At 37.8% G+C, this 19,293-nt stretch carries 21 protein-coding genes; 12 read left to right on the top strand and 9 right to left on the bottom strand.

From position 1 onward, the window contains the following. Positions 1-72: 72 nt before the first annotated feature. Both E6C50_RS17570 and E6C50_RS01110 read right to left on the bottom strand, forming a co-directional pair. Positions 73-246 (bottom strand): hypothetical protein, encoded by a 174-nt coding sequence (locus tag E6C50_RS17570; protein ID WP_168732718.1) that lies wholly within the window; start codon positions 244-246, stop codon positions 73-75. Between the two features lie 141 nt (positions 247-387). After that, positions 388-762, bottom strand: coding sequence for a helix-turn-helix domain-containing protein (locus E6C50_RS01110; protein WP_136401365.1), 375 nt, complete (start codon positions 760-762; stop codon positions 388-390). Between the two features lie 187 nt (positions 763-949). On the opposite strand from E6C50_RS01110, the gene E6C50_RS01105 reads away from it, so the two are divergent. The 10 genes from E6C50_RS01105 (at position 950) to E6C50_RS01055 (ending at position 10,137) form a co-directional block, all read left to right on the top strand. Next, complete coding sequence (locus tag E6C50_RS01105) at positions 950-1,561, top strand: hypothetical protein (protein WP_136401364.1); 612 nt, start codon at positions 950-952, stop codon at positions 1,559-1,561. A gap of 12 nt (positions 1,562-1,573) precedes the next feature. Further along, positions 1,574-2,119 carry a hypothetical protein gene (locus E6C50_RS01100; RefSeq protein ID WP_136401363.1) on the top strand — a complete coding sequence of 182 codons (546 nt, stop codon included), beginning with the start codon at positions 1,574-1,576 and terminating at the stop codon, positions 2,117-2,119. A gap of 32 nt (positions 2,120-2,151) precedes the next feature. After that, positions 2,152-2,685: a hypothetical protein gene (locus E6C50_RS01095; RefSeq protein ID WP_136401362.1), complete on the top strand. Its 534-nt coding sequence runs from the start codon at positions 2,152-2,154 to the stop codon at positions 2,683-2,685. 164 nt (positions 2,686-2,849) lie between these two features. Further along, complete coding sequence (locus E6C50_RS01090) at positions 2,850-4,220, top strand: hypothetical protein (RefSeq protein WP_136401361.1); 1,371 nt, start codon at positions 2,850-2,852, stop codon at positions 4,218-4,220. After that, positions 4,220-5,263 carry a hypothetical protein gene (locus tag E6C50_RS01085; RefSeq protein WP_136401360.1) on the top strand — a complete coding sequence of 348 codons (1,044 nt, stop codon included), beginning with the start codon at positions 4,220-4,222 and terminating at the stop codon, positions 5,261-5,263. Before E6C50_RS01090 ends, E6C50_RS01085 begins: the two co-directional genes overlap by 1 nt. Positions 5,264-5,271: 8 nt before the next feature. Continuing rightward, positions 5,272-6,288 (top strand): RHS repeat domain-containing protein, encoded by a 1,017-nt coding sequence (locus tag E6C50_RS01080; protein ID WP_136401359.1) that lies wholly within the window; start codon positions 5,272-5,274, stop codon positions 6,286-6,288. 3 nt (positions 6,289-6,291) lie between these two features. Then, entirely contained in the window at positions 6,292-6,867 is a 576-nt protein-coding gene (locus E6C50_RS01075; protein ID WP_136401358.1) for a hypothetical protein, read from the top strand. A 410-nt stretch (positions 6,868-7,277) separates the two neighbouring features. Next, positions 7,278-8,180, top strand: a complete 903-nt coding sequence (locus E6C50_RS01065) for a toprim domain-containing protein (RefSeq protein WP_136401356.1) — start codon at positions 7,278-7,280, stop codon at positions 8,178-8,180. A 200-nt stretch (positions 8,181-8,380) separates the two neighbouring features. Then, positions 8,381-9,298 (top strand): ArdC family protein, encoded by a 918-nt coding sequence (locus tag E6C50_RS01060; RefSeq protein WP_136401355.1) that lies wholly within the window; start codon positions 8,381-8,383, stop codon positions 9,296-9,298. 59 nt (positions 9,299-9,357) lie between these two features. Beyond that, positions 9,358-10,137 carry a YoaK family protein gene (locus tag E6C50_RS01055; protein ID WP_230978930.1) on the top strand — a complete coding sequence of 260 codons (780 nt, stop codon included), beginning with the start codon at positions 9,358-9,360 and terminating at the stop codon, positions 10,135-10,137. A gap of 145 nt (positions 10,138-10,282) precedes the next feature. Here the strand turns inward: E6C50_RS01055 and E6C50_RS01050 are convergent, their stop codons facing one another. The 7 genes from E6C50_RS01050 to E6C50_RS01020 all read right to left on the bottom strand — a co-directional run bounded on the left by E6C50_RS01050 (position 10,283) and on the right by E6C50_RS01020 (position 17,996). After that, on the bottom strand, positions 10,283-11,074 hold the full coding sequence (locus E6C50_RS01050) for a hypothetical protein (protein WP_136401354.1): 792 nt from the start codon (positions 11,072-11,074) through the stop codon (positions 10,283-10,285). Positions 11,075-11,093: 19 nt separating this feature from the next. Further along, a complete protein-coding gene (locus tag E6C50_RS01045; protein WP_136401353.1) occupies positions 11,094-11,732 on the bottom strand; it encodes a hypothetical protein in 639 nt (212 codons plus the stop codon). A 96-nt stretch (positions 11,733-11,828) separates the two neighbouring features. After that, positions 11,829-12,200 (bottom strand): hypothetical protein, encoded by a 372-nt coding sequence (locus E6C50_RS01040; RefSeq protein ID WP_136401352.1) that lies wholly within the window; start codon positions 12,198-12,200, stop codon positions 11,829-11,831. Next, positions 12,190-14,928 (bottom strand): MobF family relaxase, encoded by a 2,739-nt coding sequence (gene mobF / locus E6C50_RS01035; protein ID WP_136401351.1) that lies wholly within the window; start codon positions 14,926-14,928, stop codon positions 12,190-12,192. The genes E6C50_RS01040 and mobF overlap by 11 nt, the downstream gene beginning before the upstream one ends. A gap of 226 nt (positions 14,929-15,154) precedes the next feature. Beyond that, positions 15,155-15,943 (bottom strand): hypothetical protein, encoded by a 789-nt coding sequence (locus tag E6C50_RS01030; protein ID WP_136401350.1) that lies wholly within the window; start codon positions 15,941-15,943, stop codon positions 15,155-15,157. A gap of 24 nt (positions 15,944-15,967) precedes the next feature. Further along, on the bottom strand, positions 15,968-17,476 hold the full coding sequence (locus E6C50_RS01025) for a type IV secretory system conjugative DNA transfer family protein (protein WP_136401349.1): 1,509 nt from the start codon (positions 17,474-17,476) through the stop codon (positions 15,968-15,970). 103 nt (positions 17,477-17,579) lie between these two features. After that, complete coding sequence (locus E6C50_RS01020; protein ID WP_136401348.1) at positions 17,580-17,996, bottom strand: hypothetical protein; 417 nt, start codon at positions 17,994-17,996, stop codon at positions 17,580-17,582. A gap of 71 nt (positions 17,997-18,067) precedes the next feature. Between E6C50_RS01020 and E6C50_RS01015 the strand changes: the two genes are divergently transcribed. Both E6C50_RS01015 and E6C50_RS01010 read left to right on the top strand, forming a co-directional pair. Next, positions 18,068-19,018, top strand: a complete 951-nt coding sequence (locus E6C50_RS01015; RefSeq protein WP_136401347.1) for a hypothetical protein — start codon at positions 18,068-18,070, stop codon at positions 19,016-19,018. Between the two features lie 3 nt (positions 19,019-19,021). Beyond that, positions 19,022-19,291 (top strand): helix-turn-helix domain-containing protein, encoded by a 270-nt coding sequence (locus E6C50_RS01010; RefSeq protein ID WP_136401346.1) that lies wholly within the window; start codon positions 19,022-19,024, stop codon positions 19,289-19,291. The last annotated feature ends 2 nt before the right edge of the window (positions 19,292-19,293 follow it).

Raw genomic sequence — 19,293 nt, 5'->3', positions numbered from 1 at the left:
TAGTCTAATTCTTTATGCAATTTTACGTGTACGCAAATAAGAAATCCGTTTTGTAAATACTAAGAATTACTGCTATTCTATGTGAGTTTGCGCCACAAGTAAAGCAATATTTTTTAAATCTCGGTTTGACTTATGGGCTTCTCTGATCTCATGCATTCGTTCAAAAATAGGCATATATTTTTCGCCGTAATCGCGGACAATTTTAGCCATGATGATATAAGCTTTTTCGATATTTTCTTCGGTCATAATATTAAGTTTCCGCATTTTTCTACTCCTGTCGAAAAGGTATAAAGATTACAAGATAAACCAAAAAAAATGAGATTGTCTTAATTCTGTTAATAAGGATAAATCATAAATAAAAATGCCCGGTCATAGACTGGGCATTTTTTATGCTTTGCTTTCTAAAAGACGCATTAACCGATCATTCTGCTCCTTGAGATATTCAATTTCAGCAGTCAAATGATTTATATATTCTTCTGATGAAACATTATAAAACGTACCTGAATTATTCACCTTGTCGTAATAATTAAAGACGTTTGTTTCATTGTCTAGTAATGCACTTGGCTCGACTTCAAGCAAGTCGGAAATCTGCTTTAAACGATCGATATCCAATTTAACATTACCGCTTTCAATGCGACTGTAGGTCTTTTGAGAAATATTCATTTTCTCGGCCATAAAATCCTGACTGTAACCTTTTACCTCACGGATAGCTCTGATTTTGTTTCGTGTTTGTGTCGCCATAAAAGGGTATAATTTAGACAAAATTGGTATGATTTATCCCGAAACCGTCACAATCAAATTTCAAGTTTCTATAAATCTTTGTAGAAACAAAAATACATAAAAAATAATGAAAACATAATCTATTACATAGTAACCTAAGCATTCCTGTTTGCTTAGTACGCTGAAAAACAGGTTAAAATAAAAAACATCTATTTAAAATATCTTTTCTATGAGTAATACAGTACAAGCAAAATACAACTTCACAACGCACAAAGAGGGAGACGACACGGTATTTCAATATAAGAAAACGCCATTCAACTACAAACTTACATTCTCACTGCCTTTAATTACAGCCATCCCCTCTATTGTTATTGTCTTTATGTTAGAACCGAGCAGTTTTGTTATGGGGTTTATCTTATGGTTTGTCGTAATGATCGTTTTGGGGTTGATTATCACATTCGTGATTAATTTCTTACGCACTCGAAACGCATCCGAGTTCAGAGTTGGTAAAAGCGGTATCAAAATCGGAAACAAAACCTATGACTATCAGCATATACATAGCTATCTAATTCAAGACACTTACGGCAATGAAAGCGAACTTACAGTGACTACAACCGTTGGATATGCACCAAGCCTTGTCGGTGCAATGTCGCAAACGGGAAATCTTGCAAGACAAAGTGGTCGTGAGATTAGAAAAATTGTTGCCGATTCCAATTATAAAATCTGTATGCGATACGGCACAAAGAACGTAGCGATTGCCAAAGGTTTAGGGCTAAACGAAGCCGAAGTCCTGTTTGATAAGATACGAGAAATCATTCTGAAAGATACCAATAACCAATAAAAAACTAGATATATGAGAAAAGCATTTTTATTTTTTTCGATGTGTTCATTGCTGTTATCATCATGTTCTGGCGATGATAATGACACAACAAATAGTGGCAATACTATTACGCTTCCGATTGCCTTTGACTTTAGAGGTGTCACCGTACCTGATAATGCCACATCAATTGATCTGAACGATATAAACGTCAAAGCAGGAAATACCTACCATCATACCACAGGCTGGACAGATTGTGCCGATTCAAACAATGCCGTCTTGGAGAATGTGACCTACGATGTAAGCGAGCAAAGTGCAATCGCAATCGGTACAGGAAATTACAACACCTTAATTGCCGATATTGGTAATCTACCTGCTATTCAGAAAATCATAATAGATATGGCAAGCTATGGCATGACAAGAATTAGTCTATGTGACGGAAACAATGTTATTGCAGAAAATAACATAGGCGAAAGCCAAAACGGTCGTACAACTGTTACTTTAAACGTGAATAACAAGAAAGCAGACAAGCTGTACATCGGGTGTTTGGAGGGTGGCTTGTACTCTATCCGCATCGAATAATTAAACTCAATAATCATCTAAATTCCATCAAAATGAAAAAACATATATTATCTGCATTTTTATTCCTCATTTCTCTTACTGCTTTTTCACAGAACCCCGAATATTCAGGTCGTCCGTATTTGTGGGAGAATAAGAAACTATCCGAATTGGAACGTGCAGAAGCACAATTCGACACCAAATCAAAAGGGTTTGGATATGGCGGTGTCGATATTTTATACACTGTCTTTACCGACAAATCAGATATTCGTTTTACGAAAGAGAAACTACCGACTTTCGTAATTAAGGTTGATAAAGGCATTGATCCCGCCGAAGCCTATGTGATTTTAAAAGCCACAGTGAAAAAGAAAAAAAGAAGCTTCCTTGTAGGCAGTTATGCAATGGGCGGAAAAGCGAAAGATACGGGAGAGCCTAAAATCAAAACTGTTTATAAAAAGCTAAAAGACGGCATCTATGAAGTTACATTACCAAGCGATACATCTACAGGGGAATATGCTTTTGTACCGAACTCGACCGAGGGTATGAGTATGGGAAACAAAATCAAAATTACCTGTTTCGGGATAGACTAATCCCAAATTTGCTATGTGCAAAAACTCTATTCAAACGAAAGCCCCGATATATTTTATGATCGGGGTTTTTACTATTAACAACTAACTTATACGTATAAACACGTACTCCTTATAAGTACTTTTTGTACTATATTTGGCTCCCTGCTTAATCAATCATTTGCTATATGAACAAGACCAAACAAATTATAATCCTGATTGCGTTGCATTTCGGCTGTATTTGTCTTGCTCAACAGACTCCCTATTTACCGATGCCTAAAGCGGCCTCAATGCCGAATTATTCTACACAAACTAATTCTAATCACATCAATCGGGGTATTTCTAATCAATCTGACCTCTTTAATCAAATTACAGAGCGAACACAGCGACAAAACGAGATTACAATACAAAAAGCTAATTACAATATAGGACAATCCGCTATCCAAAGACAGGCAAAGAAAGAAGCAGAAGCTGATATACTGGCTTTACGCCCAAGCATCAACTATTCTTTACCCTCTTGGGCTTCTCACACAGGAACGGAATATTACTTTCAAGCTTTCGACAAGCTACTTTTATCGGATAGCCTTTATTCTCTTAAAGAGAATACATTTTTGATTGAGAATGCCTTTTTTAACAATCAACTGGATAAATCAGCATTTGACCAAACAATAAATAATTGCCGGACATTTCTAATCTCAATTATGAAAGAGCGCGGATATGATCTCAATAGCAATACCGTTAAAAACTTAGTTCTATTTCAGTTTTTTTCGGAAACATTACAACTAAAGAAATCAAAAGAAAAACATCTGCCCTTCCAATATGATTTTGATGATTATATGGGAATAAAAGATCATTCTAAAATGTTTATCACAAAGCTACTTAAGACAGGAACAGGACAATGTCATTCAATGCCGCTTTTGTACCTGATATTAGCAAACGAAATCGGTGCAGAAGCCTACTTATCTCTTTCTCCGAATCATTCCTATATACGCTTTCCCGATGATAATGGTAAATGGTACAACATTGAATTAACCAACGGGATGTTCTCAACAACGTCCTATATTCTACAATCGGGTTATATCAAATCCGAAGCATTGCAGAATAAAATATATATGCAGAATTTAAGCCGTAAAGAACTTATGGCACAACAACTTGTTGATTTAGCGCAAGGCTATATTCGTAAGTTTGGTTATGATGAATTCATCGCCGAGATAATTACCAAAGCATTGCAACTTCACCCAAACAGTATCAATGCAAATATGATCAAAGCTAATCTTGATACAGCACGGTTTCAATACGTAATGAAGCAATTAAACATTAATCCACTTGATACCAAACAACTTCAGCAAATTGGATATTTCCCAAAAGCGGTTGAATTGTTGAACATGGTTAACGAGCAATATAATACTGTTGACAATCTTGGCTACGAACCTATGCCTGCCGAAGCTTATCAGAAGTGGCTACAAGCTATGAAGAATACCGAGCAGAAACAAGAAAACGACAGAATACAAAAAATGTTTAACGGGCTTAATGCTAAAGCCAAAACCTTGCATGATTAATGAAGCTGATCACAATTTTATTCTTTTTTCTGATAAACGCTAACACCATTATTATAGCGCAAGACCAACAAAAGACTTACGAAGACAGTTTCACACTTTTAAACGGCATGTTGAAAGGTGAAAAAACATACAGCTTTAAGAAGGCGGTATTCTCGGTGGAGAACGCTTATTATAACGGGCGTATTGATAGCGTTTTTATAAATCAAGAAATCAGAATTCTAACAAACCTTTGTAATTCATTGGTTGAGAACCGATTTTTAGCCTATCTCGAAAACGACAAAAAAGATGTAAACAAATGGGCAGCTACCTATCAGGTTTTATGTGACAGCATCCCATTAGTAATTAACGACAAAGAATATAAATACATTCCTTTTAAATATGATTTTGAGGATGTTTTCGGCAATAAAGACATATCCAATATGTTTGTCTCAAAACTGCTTTATTCCAGAAAAGGAAATTGTCATTCACTCCCCTATTTATACAAAATTTTATGTGAAGAACAGGGAACAACCGCGCATTTAGCCCTTGCACCAAGTCATGTTTATATCAAGCACCAAAACAAGAAAAACGGTTGGTACAATACAGAATTAACAAGCGGAATATTTCCAAATGATGCATGGCTTATGGCTTCTGGATTTATCCATGTAGATGCCATTGCAAACGGTGTTTACATGAAGGCTTTAAACGACAAAGAAAGTATCTCGCTTGTACTGATTGACCTTGCGCAAGCTTACGAAAGATCATTCCCTGATAATAACGGTACTTTCCTTTTAAAATGTGCCGAAACTGCAATTAAAGCATATCCGAATTTTGCGACAGCTTTAATTTTAAAAGCCGAAGTACATAAAAAACAGATTGAACAGGAAACCGATCCGGATATAGCAAAAAAGAAATTCCGATCATTAGAAAAAGAATATGCCTATATCCATGAATTAGGTTATCGGTTTATGCCGGAACAAATGTATTTGAACTGGCTAGTATCACTTAAAACAGAAAGGGATAAATACGAAAACAAAAAATTGAATACTTTTAACAAACAATAAAACCAAACATGAAACAGTTTTATTTTATTATGATATGTTTACTTATTTCCGGTTCAATAGTCGCACAGGAAAAAACAAAGCTTTCCAAAGAAGAAAAAGAGCGTAGAGAAAAAAACATACAGGCTGCCAATCCTTTTGCTAAATTTGGATATAAGGCAAAAGTAGCAACATTAAGTAAAGGCAAATACCTTGAAGTACATGATTTGGACAGTATCGTTACAATCGGATCAGTTCGTTTCCATGTAGATAGAAAAGAAATTGTTGGTTTTATACACCCCGACACAACTAGTGGTGAATACACAAGACCTATCGGGGATATTGCCAGTCGTTGGTTATCACCTGACCCGTTAGCCGAAGAATTTCCGAGTTGGTCACCTTATACATTCAGCTTTAACAATCCCCTGCGATTTGTTGATCCAGATGGTCAAGCACCTGAAGATATAATCTTTATAATACGCGGAAAAACAAGAGCCGAGGATAGGAGTCTAACATACAAAAATGGTAACTTTCATTGGAAAGACACGAATAAAATATATGATGGCAAAGGTGGTAATAGCACTTTAAATGGTGTATTAGGTGCTTTTAGAAAAATTGAAAAATCAGGTGATAATGTATTGAAAAACCAATTACATACATTGGAGAAGAGTAAAAACTCACATTTTATCGAAGCTGGTAACAAAAATGAAGTAGAAGGCTTTGGAATAGGCATCCCAAAAGAGGGCGATCCAATAGGAACACAAACAACATTTAACTTCTCAAAAGAAGAAAAAGCTAAACTTGAAAATAGCACAGGTGTACCAGAAACAGATTTAACAATTGTTGCCCATGAAATGCGGCATCAATTTGACTATGACACGGGCAACATGAAAGACAGAAAAACACCAGCCTCAAATGAGAGCCCACAAGAAATAAGAGGTGTGAACAATGAAAATAGAGCGCGAAAAATTGAAAATTTACCAATGCGTACAACTTACGGAGGAAGAAAAATTGATCCAGAAAAATTAAAAAACCCACCTAATAACTAACTTATGAGATATACTTTTTTTTCATTTTTGTTTTTACTATTACTATCCTGCCAAAAGCAGCCAACAATCTATTTTAAAGAAAATATTATAAAAGAATTAGCGCAAGGTGATTTTACTTTACCATCGCCTTATCATAATATTCCATTGTTTATTGTTATTGAAAATGGAGAATACTGTAATTCTAATATTACTATATTATATCATATCTACCAAGAGTATTATAAATCGAAATACAAAAGTTTTGAATTATTTTTAGATACAGTTCTAAATCAGAAAATGGCTCTTTCAAAAAAAGATTTTTATAGAATGGATGTACAATATTTCCAACTTGATTCGGAAATTTCAAAGCAATATCACAAATACAGTTTTAAGGATTTCATGGATCAATACTGTCAAAAAGAAGACAATAATAATTATTCGTTGAAAAGCGAATTTTATGATAAATTTTCCAATGATGAACTAAATACACTATCCTATTATCTTTTCATCAATAATTATCAAACTGGTTTAGATGATTACATAGGAAAATACTATTTCAGACCTTTGTTATCTTACAATCCTAATCAAACAAATGAATAGTATAATATGTTAATTGTTATTATTCGTAATTAATGAAGTTCAAATCTTTGAATTGAGTATAGCAACTATGTTACAAGCTTAACCCGCATATGATTCGGTAAAATAAAAACGAGTTATATGCTTGTACATATTAACTATATAAGGACTATTCATTAATGAATTTAAACGATCACGATACGCTATTTAACAGGAAACAAGCGGCACAATACACAGGCTTTACGGCAGGTACACTCGCCGTTTGGGACTGCACCAAACGATACGACCTGCAACCGATCAAAATTGGTCGTTCCGTGCGTTACCGTAAATCTGTACTTGATGCCTTTATCACTTCACAAGCAGTCCGCTAATCTCTGAACGGTAATCTGCCGTTTCTTAATCATTTTCACAATTTGTATTTTTAGGAGGCTTCGATGCAAATCGAAACAGCCAAGCGTATTCCGCTTGCCCAAATTTTGGCAAAACTCAATTTATATCCCGCAAAACAGACCGAAAATGAAAGTTGGTACTTATCCCCTTTTCGCAGTGAAAAGTCAGCAAGCTTTCATGTCCACAACCATAAAAACCTGTGGTTTGATTTCGGCGAGGGAAAGGGCGGTGATACGATCTCGCTTGTCCAGGCTATTTTGCAACTGCTTGGACAAGACGATTCCGTTTCCGCAGCTTTACAATGGCTTGATAACAGCATTGACAGCACTATTGAGTATTCACCGCCACTCGCACGGGAACAGGAAGAACAGCCCCCCGCACTTACTTTAAAATCAGTTTCGCCGATCAAGAATATAGCTCTGAAACACTACACTGAACAGCGCGGTATTCCGCTTACGGTTGCTGAAAAGTTTTTGAAGCAAGTCAGTTTCGTTAATCAAAATACAGGTAAAACGATCTTTGCACTTGGACTTCAAAACGAAGACGAGGGCTATGAAATACGCAATAGCTTTTTCAAGGGCTGCATTGGCAAAAAGAATATTTCGTTTATTCGAGGAATTGATAATAAACCGCCAAAGGGGATCAATGTTTTCGAGGGTATGTTTGACTATCTTTCCGTTATTACGCAACGCAACGGCAAACTACTCAAAAGCGACACGATTATCCTAAACTCTCTTAGCTGTATGAAACTGATTAAGCCGTATGTAAAAAGTTACGGCTACAAATTCGGCTACTCTTGGCTTGACAATGACCTTGCTGGCAAGAAAGCCACTCCACAATTGATTGATATTTTCAAGCAGGAAAACATAGCGTTCTGTCCAATGAACTCGCTCTATAAGCCATATAAAGACGTCAATGCGGCACACATGGCAAAGCTTGAATTGTAATTTGTTGGCACTCTTTACAGTCAAGTAAGGTTGATGATGAGACGGCAGGATATAACCGATGCCGCTCCGTCACCAACTATTATTTTCCTCTGTCTGCTTCGCAGCCATTCACTCGCCCATCCAAAATAACAGCCGGCTTGTCACTCAAGCATCGGTTTGAAATCCCTTGTCATCACAACCTAACAGTAAAGGAGTTTTAAATGACAACACAAGCTTTGCCACAAGAAAAACCGCAAACCAAATACCGTGATATTCACCAAGAAGTCACGGACACGATTATTTCGCAGCTTGAAAAAGGAACTATTCCGTGGCGTCAGCCGTGGCAAGGTCAATCAAGTAAAGGGTTCTTTGATCTACCGTACAATATGGTCAGCAATAACCACTATCAAGGTATCAATATCGTTCTGTTATGGGGTGCAACTTTGGAAAAGAATTTTGATACTGCCGAATGGGCAACATTCAAGCAATGGTCGGAAAAGAAAGAAAGCATCCGCAAAGGCGAAAAGGGTTCGATGATTGTTTATTATGACTTTCTCGAAAAGGAAGATGATAAAGGTGAAATGCAGAAAATCCCTTATCTGAAATCGTACTATGTATTCAATCGTTGCCAATTGAATAGCTACACGCCACAGGAAGCCAAGCCCGAAACCGAAATCGCGCCTTTGGTTCGCCGTATAGAGGTTGTCGATAGTTTTGTAGAAAACACCCAAGCGATAATTGAACACGGGGCTGACGGTGCATTTTATCGTCCGAGTGAGGATAAAATCTATATGCCAAAAGTCGAGGCTTTCCAAGATACCAAAAGCTGTACTGCAACCGAGGGTTATTATTCCACTTTGTTACATGAATTAGTTCATTGGTCGGGTGCGCCAAAACGTCTTGATCGTACCAAAGGTAAGCGCTTTGGTGATAACCAGTATGCGGTTGAAGAACTGGTTGCCGAACTTGGTTCTGCTTTCCTTTGTGCCGAATATGACATTGGCAATGTGGAAAAGGGCGATCATGCGAGTTACATTGCAAGTTGGCTGAAAGTCTTAAAAGACAACAAGTATTGCATTGTTACCGCAGCCAGTGAAGCATCAAAAGCTGTAAACTATATGAAGCAATTAACACCATAGCCAAAAAGGAAGCCCGAACAGATCGGGCTTCCTATACTCATTGTCTAATGAAATTACACATGAACGCTACACTAAAATTTTGTAAATTTGATATTATTTCTAAGCTTATGTTCAGACATAAAGGAAGTGGACGAACCCATTCCTACAATCTCAAACTTGCTTCTATTTTATCGGGTGTTGCGGGAACAGTGAATATAACAAGCGTATTATCTGTCAGTACGTTAACAACCAATATCACAGGGCATTTTGCGTTTCTTTCAGAAGAAATTTTTGAACGAAATTTCAATGCCGCTTTTATCGTATTATCCTATATATTTTCCTTTTTATTGGGTGCATTTACATCGGGACTTATGACCGAGATTGCATCAAGAAAAAAACATTATCTATCCTACGTGATTCCCATATCATTAGAAATTTCGATACTCTTGGCCGCTGGTCTTTCGCAAATTTTCTTTCCAAAAATACTGCAAGAATATCAGATGCTATTATCAAATGCCTTGTTGTTTGCAATGGGATTGCAAAATGCACTGGTAACAAAAATTTCGGATTCAGTAGTGAGAACGACACATTTGACAGGGTTGTTTACCGATCTCGGAATTAATTTGTCTCAACTCTTTTTTATCAAAGGAAATGACAACGACATAAAGGTAAAACGTAGTATTTTCCTAAAGCTGGCAATTATTACTTGCTTTTTTCTGGGCGGCTTGATTGGCGGTTTTCTATACATTTACTTTAATTTAAAAACTCTGTTATTTCCTGCCGCATTACTTCTTTTTGCATTGTGGTATGATCGCATATTGTTCCGCTACTATTCATTAAAAAGAAAACTAAGACATTAACCCCGTGGTTGTGGAAGCTATTGTTCATTGCTATCGCTTTCATAATCTAGTGTTCGGTGTCTCTTTGTTTTCGGTTTCCTTTTCACTCAAGTAATGATTTATGAAAAAGTCAGGGAATATTGTGTGTGGTCATGTGACAAATGAATCATGAACGATTTCTGTCGTAATTATTGATATATTCATCTTCAATTTTTTTCTTTAGTTTATCTCTGACATCTATCATTTTTAATTTATAGACCATGAATTCGTCAAAAATTTTCTTATTTTCCCTAGTATAAAAATACGACTTTATTATAAAAAGTGGGTACGGTAATACACATATAATGACCGAAGACCATATACAAAAATCTTCTTTAAAATATAGCGGCTCAAAACCAGCCAAATTTATTAGCCAATAGCACAAAAAACCTAGTGCATAAATTGATACAATGATAAAAATCGTTGTAAATATGTCTAGCTGCGGGACAAGGCTTTTGTAGTTTTTTTTATTACTAAAGCCAGAAATGAATATATATGCAATTAGAAAAAAAATTAAATAGGAATAGGAAGTTACCACAAATATTATATCGCTACCTAATATTTTGAATAGGCCAATTAGCAAGATTTCAACGATACAAAATATTGCAGAAGCTAAAAACATTCCTATGTAATCTGTAAAAAATCGTAATTCCTTTTTACGCCGTTTTGTAATTATATAGTAATCAAAACTTAGGTCTGCCTTTATCATTTCGATACGTTCGTATCTTTTTCGTGTATGATTTGAAAGATCATTTAATACATGTGGCGGAACTAATACATGTGATAGCTCCTCTAGCGACGATTCAATCTTGAAAATATATGTTTTTAGGTATGTACGAAAATTCTTTAGCCCAGCATAAGCAAGGTTCAAAGCTATAGCTATTGAGAAGAAATTCACTAATTCCTTTAAATCATCCACGTTGTATTGGCATTAATATTTAACCTAATTTTGGATTCTGTTTAAACCCAAAGTCAAATGCATCATTTAGTTTCTCTGAAAAGTCTTTATCATTGAAGCTATAGATTGCATCAATTTCCTGCTGTTGATTGTGACGTTCAGCTAATTCAAATCTATATGCAGCTTGATCGTTTACGATGAAATTAACATCCCTTTTCATGACAATAGCCATATTTTTTTTGATTTCATTATCGGCAACCTTTATTTGAACTTGCTCTGAATTTTCAGCATATTCGGCTAATAATTTATGTGTCGAAGAATTTGGTTTTTCGTCATTTTGCAGAATTATCTTTAATAACTTTCCGGATTTCAGATAGTTTTGTAATTCTGTATAAAAAGATGTGTGTTGCTTGGCAATATAATCTGTTAGCGAGTAATCATAAATTTTTACTTCTCGTTTCGCATGCTTAAAAATTTCAGCCATTACTATGGCTTTCTCAACAGAGTTGATTGTAGGTATAATTGCATCATATCCTTTTTTTGCCACATTATGAACAAAAAACTCCATGGAGGCAGCATCACTTTCTGACACAAAAGCTTGACTGGGGACAGTTTCGTTAGATCTATCATGCTTCATTCGGCTACCTCGTACAGGCCTTCTTGATGTGTATTTGCTCATTATACAGTAAATTAAGGGTATTCCCATTATGACAAATTTAGCCTATTTTTTCTGTAAAGTCAACACTTTTAAGTCTTTATAGAATAACACATAATCCTAGTTAATTCCAATTCCAGTCACAATAGGACTATCCCCTTGCGTTGCTATCCCACTATAGCGATCATTGGTTACGATGATGATTTTCGCCATGTGCATCATTAAATCCTGATACAAATTTTCAAGGTTTTTCCCCGTCAATGTAATTATGTGCGTTGTAAAATGCAGGGTAATTTTGTTTTCTTCTAAGAAGTACTCGCCCGCGACAAGGTAGCTATAGTTTAGAAATATGTGCTTACCGTCCAACATGACAAAGCACACATTCCGAACCCCGTTATAATCCTTGTCGAATTTCGCAATACCGTTATCGCCCGTGTCGCTTTGCTTGCCCGTGTATTGGTGCAGTTTCTTTTTTATTTCCTCATGGTTCATAATCCCGCGTAAAATTATTTCGGTTAAACTCTTTACTTATATGCTTTTGGTTATCGCTCTTTGGCTTGTCCTTATCGGGCATGCGGTCACGAATAAAATCGTGTTGTTCGCCGACCAATTCCAATGCCGATTTTCTGTCGCCCATTTCAGAGGCGTAGTCTAGCAATTGTTCTTTATCATCCGTATAGATATGCACATTATCCCGCCCGCGTGATACCGATACATAAAACTGTTTGGCATCAGTAGCGGGGAATGTCGCCGCAGGCTGGTGAATAAAAACCTCATCTACCGTTTTGCCTTGTGCGGCATACGAAGTAATACAGTGTGCATGATCTAAATGCCCGAAATCCTTATCCAGATAATAAAGATTTTTACTTACGTGGTTCATAAGAACAACACCGTCTTTCTTAGATACCGATTTCACTTGCAGCAACTGCCCGTTATCCATACGGGTATGGTGTTTGTCAAAACCGTTTTTGGTAATATGCACCTTGTCGCCAATCGACAAGGCAATCTCTTTATCATCAAATACGTCAAATTTTTTTGAAGCAGTCACCGGAACGGAAATTTGCTCATTCCCGTTGTTGATCTGGAGCGTGTTTTCATCCACATTGTCAACCGACCATACGCTGCCTCGCTTAATGCCTTTCACGTTCTGGTTAAACTGCAAAACCTGTCCTTTCTTATAAAGGCGATGATCCAGTTTTTCCGCTTCGGTCATATTCGTGTTTACGAGTTTCCTTGCGGTAATTTCACGCTTGCCGAGCATACCCTGTTTTTTAAGTTCCTGACGCACCGCAGCCGTGACTTCCTCGCCCTGCTTGTGTGTGGGCGAGATAATCAGACCTGTCTTGCCTTTTTTTAACGTGCCGACATATTCATCAACCAATTGGCGATTTCCATCCAATGGGTCAATCTCTTTAACTGAACCTATAGTGTCCAGTTTCTCGAAAGCGGTTCTAACATGGCCGCTTGACAAATCTTGCACTGCATCACGATAAGCTTCTTTACGTTGGCGGTGGATTGTATTCACTTCCGCAGTGTGTATCTTTCCGACCGTATTAAGAATACGCAAGGCATCGCCTCGCACGACGCTTGCGTGTTGCCTTGTATCGCCGCCTAATATCAGGCGGGCGTTTTGGTGTTCTGTAACTTGCAATAGACGTTTCATATCTCCCGTTCCGAGCAAACCCGCTTCGTCAACCCAAAGTACCTGGTCTTTGATCTGCGCCTGCATATCTTTATCGACAAGGAACTTTGCGACGGTATTCGCTTCGTCAAAGCCTTCATCTTTAAGAACTCCGCGAGAGGCTTGCGCTGTCGGAGCAATAACCGTCAGTTTCTTGCCGCTTGCCTCAATCTTTTCGGCAGCTTCTTTCATAAGTGTGGTTTTGCCTGAACCCGCTGCACCACGCACAATCGACACACGATTGCTCGTAGTCAGGATATGCTCAACGGCATTTTTCTGCTGTCCTTTCAAATCAAGGGCAGGAGCTTCTTTATAAAGCGGGGCGATCTTGCCGACACCTTTTCGGGCAAGATCGACCATTTCTTTTTCTTCGGATAAAACCGCTTTAGTCGTACACATGGCACGACCTTTTTCCTTTACGCGAATAAACCTGTTATCCAGTAATACCGCTTGATCTATCTGATCGGCAGATACGCTGGATTGTCCTATCGCATGGCGATAGGCTTGGGCTTGTAGCCGCCTTTCAGGAATAACTGAAACGCGCTCAAACACATGACTGAGTGTGAAATCAACAATATTTTTAGCGTCATGGATCGGCAGGCTGTTTTTATCGACAGGCTTGCGGATAAGACCGTTATAATCGGGGTCGCTGTCGAGGTTTTCGGCAGTTTCCAGTTCCCGAATCTGCTTGCGCCATTCCTGCCGCAATTCGGTCATGGATAAGCCTTTTTGCTTCTTGCTACGGGTACGCGCACCAAGACCGTCAAGGTCTTTGGCATCAGTGATACCCTTTTCCTTTGCAATCTGGCCGATTTCATTTGTCCGTTTGGAAAAATGCTCTATGACACGTTTGGGAACGCCCTTGATCTCGAATGAACCTTTGGTTCGTTCGATGTCATAGCCTGCCAAAATCAGCCTATCAGATAGAACCTTGTGGAAACGCGCTTGATGGTACGGCATATCGCGCATGATCTCGCGGAACTGCGCCGCCTTGTATTTGTTTTCTTCCTTGTCACAGGTTGCATTGAAAACAAAACAATGTGAGTGCAAATGCGGGTCGGGGGCATAGCCCTCGACAGGCCGTGCCGTCTGATGCGTAAATTCAGCCCAAACCAATTCGCCTGTTTTCCTGTCAAAATATGCCTCGTCCTTGCGGACGCGGGTCATGGCATCCTGCTCGATCTCGCGCATCGTTTGCGAAACGCTTTGCTCGAAAATTTCGAGGATATCCCGATTGCCGCTTAGGGCATGCACAATCGACACGGATTTAGGGCAGTGGAAATTTATATCATAACCGACCGTGCGATTATCTTTCGTCATATAGGTCAGGTTATCGCCCGTCATAGGATTAATATTTTCGCACAAGGCAAAGAAATTGTCCTTGTCGGCATCCAATCCCAAGCCGAGCCTTGCGGCCAGCTTGCCCTGAAACCGCCCCTTTAACTCTTGGTCGTTGATATAGTAATCCGCTTGGTTCAGTTCGGTTGCAAAATAGCTTTTTGCTCCTGAAGCTGATTTGTTTTGTATCATCCTAATCATAGGACGTGTGTTTATATTGTTCTGTCGGTAAATCGTGAGTATTGGTAATCCGTTTAGAACGAATAACCATTCTTAAATATGCAGGCATAGACCGGATGCTATCTGGGCTATGCTGGCAAAACCGTAATCGTGGTGATAACGTGTATTAAATTATTTCTATCAGACATCTTCCCTTTGCACAGCAAAGGGGTGTTTTCATGCCATTTCGTTGCACAGCTTTACGGATTTAATCGGCTTCTGTAAACTCGAAATCGTCGTCAACCATGTCCTTGTAAATATCCTCACGAGTTTGCTTGGAGTTAGGCTTTTCACCATAGAAACGAAACCCTCGACCTGTCGGTTCATCGGTTGTAAATGTCCTTGCGATTTCCTCGTTGCAAATTCTTTTGTCAATCTTATCGAGCATAAATTCATCCCCATTTGCATAGGCACGTGCATAGCTGATACAGTACACAATCGCACTAAAAATAATTAATGCACCAAGCAACTTTTGTCCGATCAACATAAGTAATATCCCACCGAAGAAAAACGGTAGCGGCTCAATGAATATTTCCAAAGTTCGTGGAGAAAAAGGTTTTCCTTTGAATTTTAGTTGCCAGTAAAATGGTAATATATCGCCACTGGATAAACTGAAATGGTCAAAGTCATAAACTGCTTTAAGGTGCTTAATATCTTTAAATCTTAAATAAGAGAAATAAAGGAATACGGCTATAAAAAGATACCATATCCAATATTCTTTAATAGTTCCCCAGAATGAGGGAGCATAGTAAGAATTAAGAAAGATTGGAAAGACCATTGGCAAAAATGGAATAAGAAATAAAAAAAAGGCGGTAATAATTGCTCCTGATAGCTTGAAATATCGTCTGCCCATATTCTTACGAATAAAAACTTCAATAATTAGTCGACCGAAAGAAGTGCTGCTTTCAAAAAGACTGATAATAAAATTTTTAACTACATTTTGTCTCTTAAACATAGTGCGGAAATAGGTTTCCTTTTGAACGTCTTGTTTTTTCATGTGCTTGGGGGTATTTGTTGATTATTATTTATACTCTTTCTCTTGGTCAAAGATCAATTTATCGTAACTGAACCCATATAGAAGTTTCAATCCTTGGACTTGGATTATGCCGGTTACTTTCAGTTTGTTTTTTTCTCCGCCAGTTTGCAGCGTGTGGAATATTTCTGGACGTATGATTTTTACCAGCTTATGCGAAATCGTTTCAGTTTGAGAGATATTTCCGTCGTGGTGGTTGGTTGATTTGCTTATATCTTCCTCGTAAGCTTCTCCTATCAGATCAGATGCATAGTTGTTGGTTTCTATATCCGCATTGGCATGAAACATTTTTGTAGCGAGCGTACCCAAGAAGCTTTTTACCTTGTATTCTCCTTTAATGCCGCCCATATTGGCGTAGTAGTTCGGAATATTTTGTGTAAGGTAGACTGTTGCTATACGGCTGCTTCGCGCTGTCGCCTGAAATTCTGCATCATGCTCATGTAGAAAGTTCTGCGCTTCATCCGCCCACAAGAAAACAGGGCGTTTATTGATAGCGGTATTCCGTTTTTCCATTGCCCGTTGCCAAATATACTTGAACATAATTTGGGCATCACGCCCTACCTTGTGATACAATTTGACAGGAAGATTAATAACGATGATTTTACCGTTCAAACAATCTTCGGGAGTAAACGTGGATGGCTTATTACAAAATAAGGAATAGACAGGCTCTCTTAGGAAGCGAAATAAAAATCCCGTAAAAGTAAAATCTACAATAGAGCGTGTTTTTTCATTCAAACCTGCGTAGGTTTCAAAGAAAAATTCTTTGATCGCTGTAAACGTCCTCGATTCAGGTACATTTTGCCTTATAGCTTCCTGCTGTTCTTCATCTGTCATTTTGGAATGTTCTTCTGTAGTCAGCGTGGAAGCCCAGTGTGCTATTTTTTCATGCACTTTTTCGATTGCATGAACCATTGCCTTATCAAATGCATTGATGTCGTTTTGTTCCTTATCTACTTCGCCTTTGTCTTTTAAGAATTCAGATTTTAAAGCAGAGCGGGCTATATTATAGAGCAGTTCAATAGAAACTTTGTCATAGGCTAACAGGCAAAGATCAATTGTATTTGAAATCAGCATATCGGATGCGTTTTCCCAAAACGGGTCGTCACCTTTGCCGCTTGATTTTTCTTCACTGGCACGAATAACCGTTTTCAGGACTTGCAAAATATTATCGGTATAGTTTTTATTTTCTGCATGGCTGCTTTCGTATTCCAAGAAATTGAAATATTGCCTGCCGTTTGGCTCTACAATAATTAAATCGCTTTCTCTATTTGCGATCTTGCAATACTTAACCCATTCATCTTTTTCGTCAGGCTTCACGGTCAGAACCAAACCGCCATAACCTTTTGACAAATATTTAAGCGCAAAAAATCGTCCGCTGCCGGATGTTTTGCCAGAACCTATACCGCCGAAAATCTGTAATCCCTGAACCGAATTTGCGATTGTCCACGGTTCTTTTTGTATGCCGATATGGAATATCGGTTCGTTTAAATCAAACATAATTTATTGGTAATGATTTAATTACGAATATAGCAAAATTATTACTTGCAAAAAAAATCTTTCAAAATTCACTATAAATTTTACATTCACTTAATATGAAAGTTTAGTGCATTGTCTTTTCCCAATCGGCGTGAACTTGTGCTTCAGGGATTAAATAACTCAATCGAGCTTCATCATAAGGAATGTCAATTTTAAGTAAATCACCGATGACCATTTTCATGCAATTGTCGATAAACTCCCAATCGTATTGTACTTTTTCCTCGACTTTCACTCTCATGAAATTGCAGATATGTTTCCGCACCATTCGCTCAGTATAACGATCAATCGTAGAAATATTATAAGCATCTTTGGCGTAATGACGCAGAGCTTTTCGCGCTAATGGCGCAAAACGGCGAAACTGTTCAACTCCCAAGCCGTCCTCTAAAAAAAACCAATCCCTGCTTGGCTCACCATAGATAGGTTCGCCTGATAAATTGTTTCTTTCTTCTGCCGTAGCAAACAAATTTTTCTCATAAGGCATTTTTTTTCTACCTTTAAAGTCTTGATTTCTAAAAAATTATACAACAAGATTCAAATAAAATCAATGTTTTTATGAATAAAAGACCAATGCCTGATTGGATGATGCAATACGTATCAAACATTGGAACAGATGATTGTTTTAAGGATTTTCGCCAACTCTCAAAAGACTATTATACGGCGATAGACAGTAAAAGCGGTGGCGCAGGAAAAGCTGTTTATAACTATGAGATGCTTAATATCAATAGGTCTTTCAAATGGGATAAGTCCAAACCAAAGACTGATGCAGAAAAGGCGGATATAACTGAACGATATAAGAAAGAAGCTTCACAATTAGCAGAAAAACACGGTTGCGAGCGACCAAGCTATGAAAGTGCGGTCGATAAAAAAACCAATGAAATGCGACACAATAACCCACAGGAGCAATTCATATCTCGCGAAGATCCGATAGCAAAGAAATCGATCAACGATTATCAGAAGAAATACCCTGAAAAAGCAACCAAAAGTCAGGACAATGCCGATAAGTATAGAGACAGGGAATTGAAAGAGTATGATCGGGATAAATCCCATGAACATAACGCCAAAATGTTTGACAAGACCCAAGACAGATTTGAAGCCACGCGACTGTCTGAAAAAGAAAAGCATGACCAGAGAGATAATCCGTCACCTGATGCCGTGAAGCATTCTATGTCCAGCAAGTTCTTTGTCTCACTCGGTATGGACAATGATAAGCTGCAATCTGTCAAAGACCAATATAATAAATCAGCCAGTCCACAAAAGGATAGTGAAAAAGACGATACTAAAAATAAAGACGGCGGTAAGACTCATGAAAATATGAGCCAAAGTAAGAATACCGATAAATCCGATATGGCTGATAATTTTTTAAAAAATCAAAGTATCAATAAAACTGATATTCCAAAAGCAAACAATACCGGCAAACCTGAGGTAAGTTATAGCTATTTGGGTAGCAAAGGCAGTGATAACTCGCCAAACAAGACCCCTGACGTAAGCCTTGATAAAGACTAATTTATGCAAGTAATCTGTTTAGAAGAAAAAGCCTTTTACGAACTGGTCGAACAGGTCGTTGAGCGGTTGAAAGAAAAAAACAATGTGTTGCGCGATAAATGGGTTTCCAATGAAGAAGCTATGCGCTTATTGAATGTCAAATCCAAAACCACATTGCAGAAATTGCGGGATGAGGGGAAGATACGTTTTTCACAGCCTGAAAAGAAAATCATTCTTTATGATACTGACAGTATCAATTCTTATTTAGAAAAAAATTCAAGAGACACATTTTAGAT

Origin of the sequence: Flavobacterium supellecticarium (assembly GCF_004801375.1) — a bacterium.
GTDB lineage: Bacteria > Bacteroidota > Bacteroidia > Flavobacteriales > Flavobacteriaceae > Flavobacterium > Flavobacterium supellecticarium.
The sequence above is the reverse complement of the archived record's forward strand: the minus strand, read 5'-3'. Positions and strand labels throughout refer to the sequence as shown.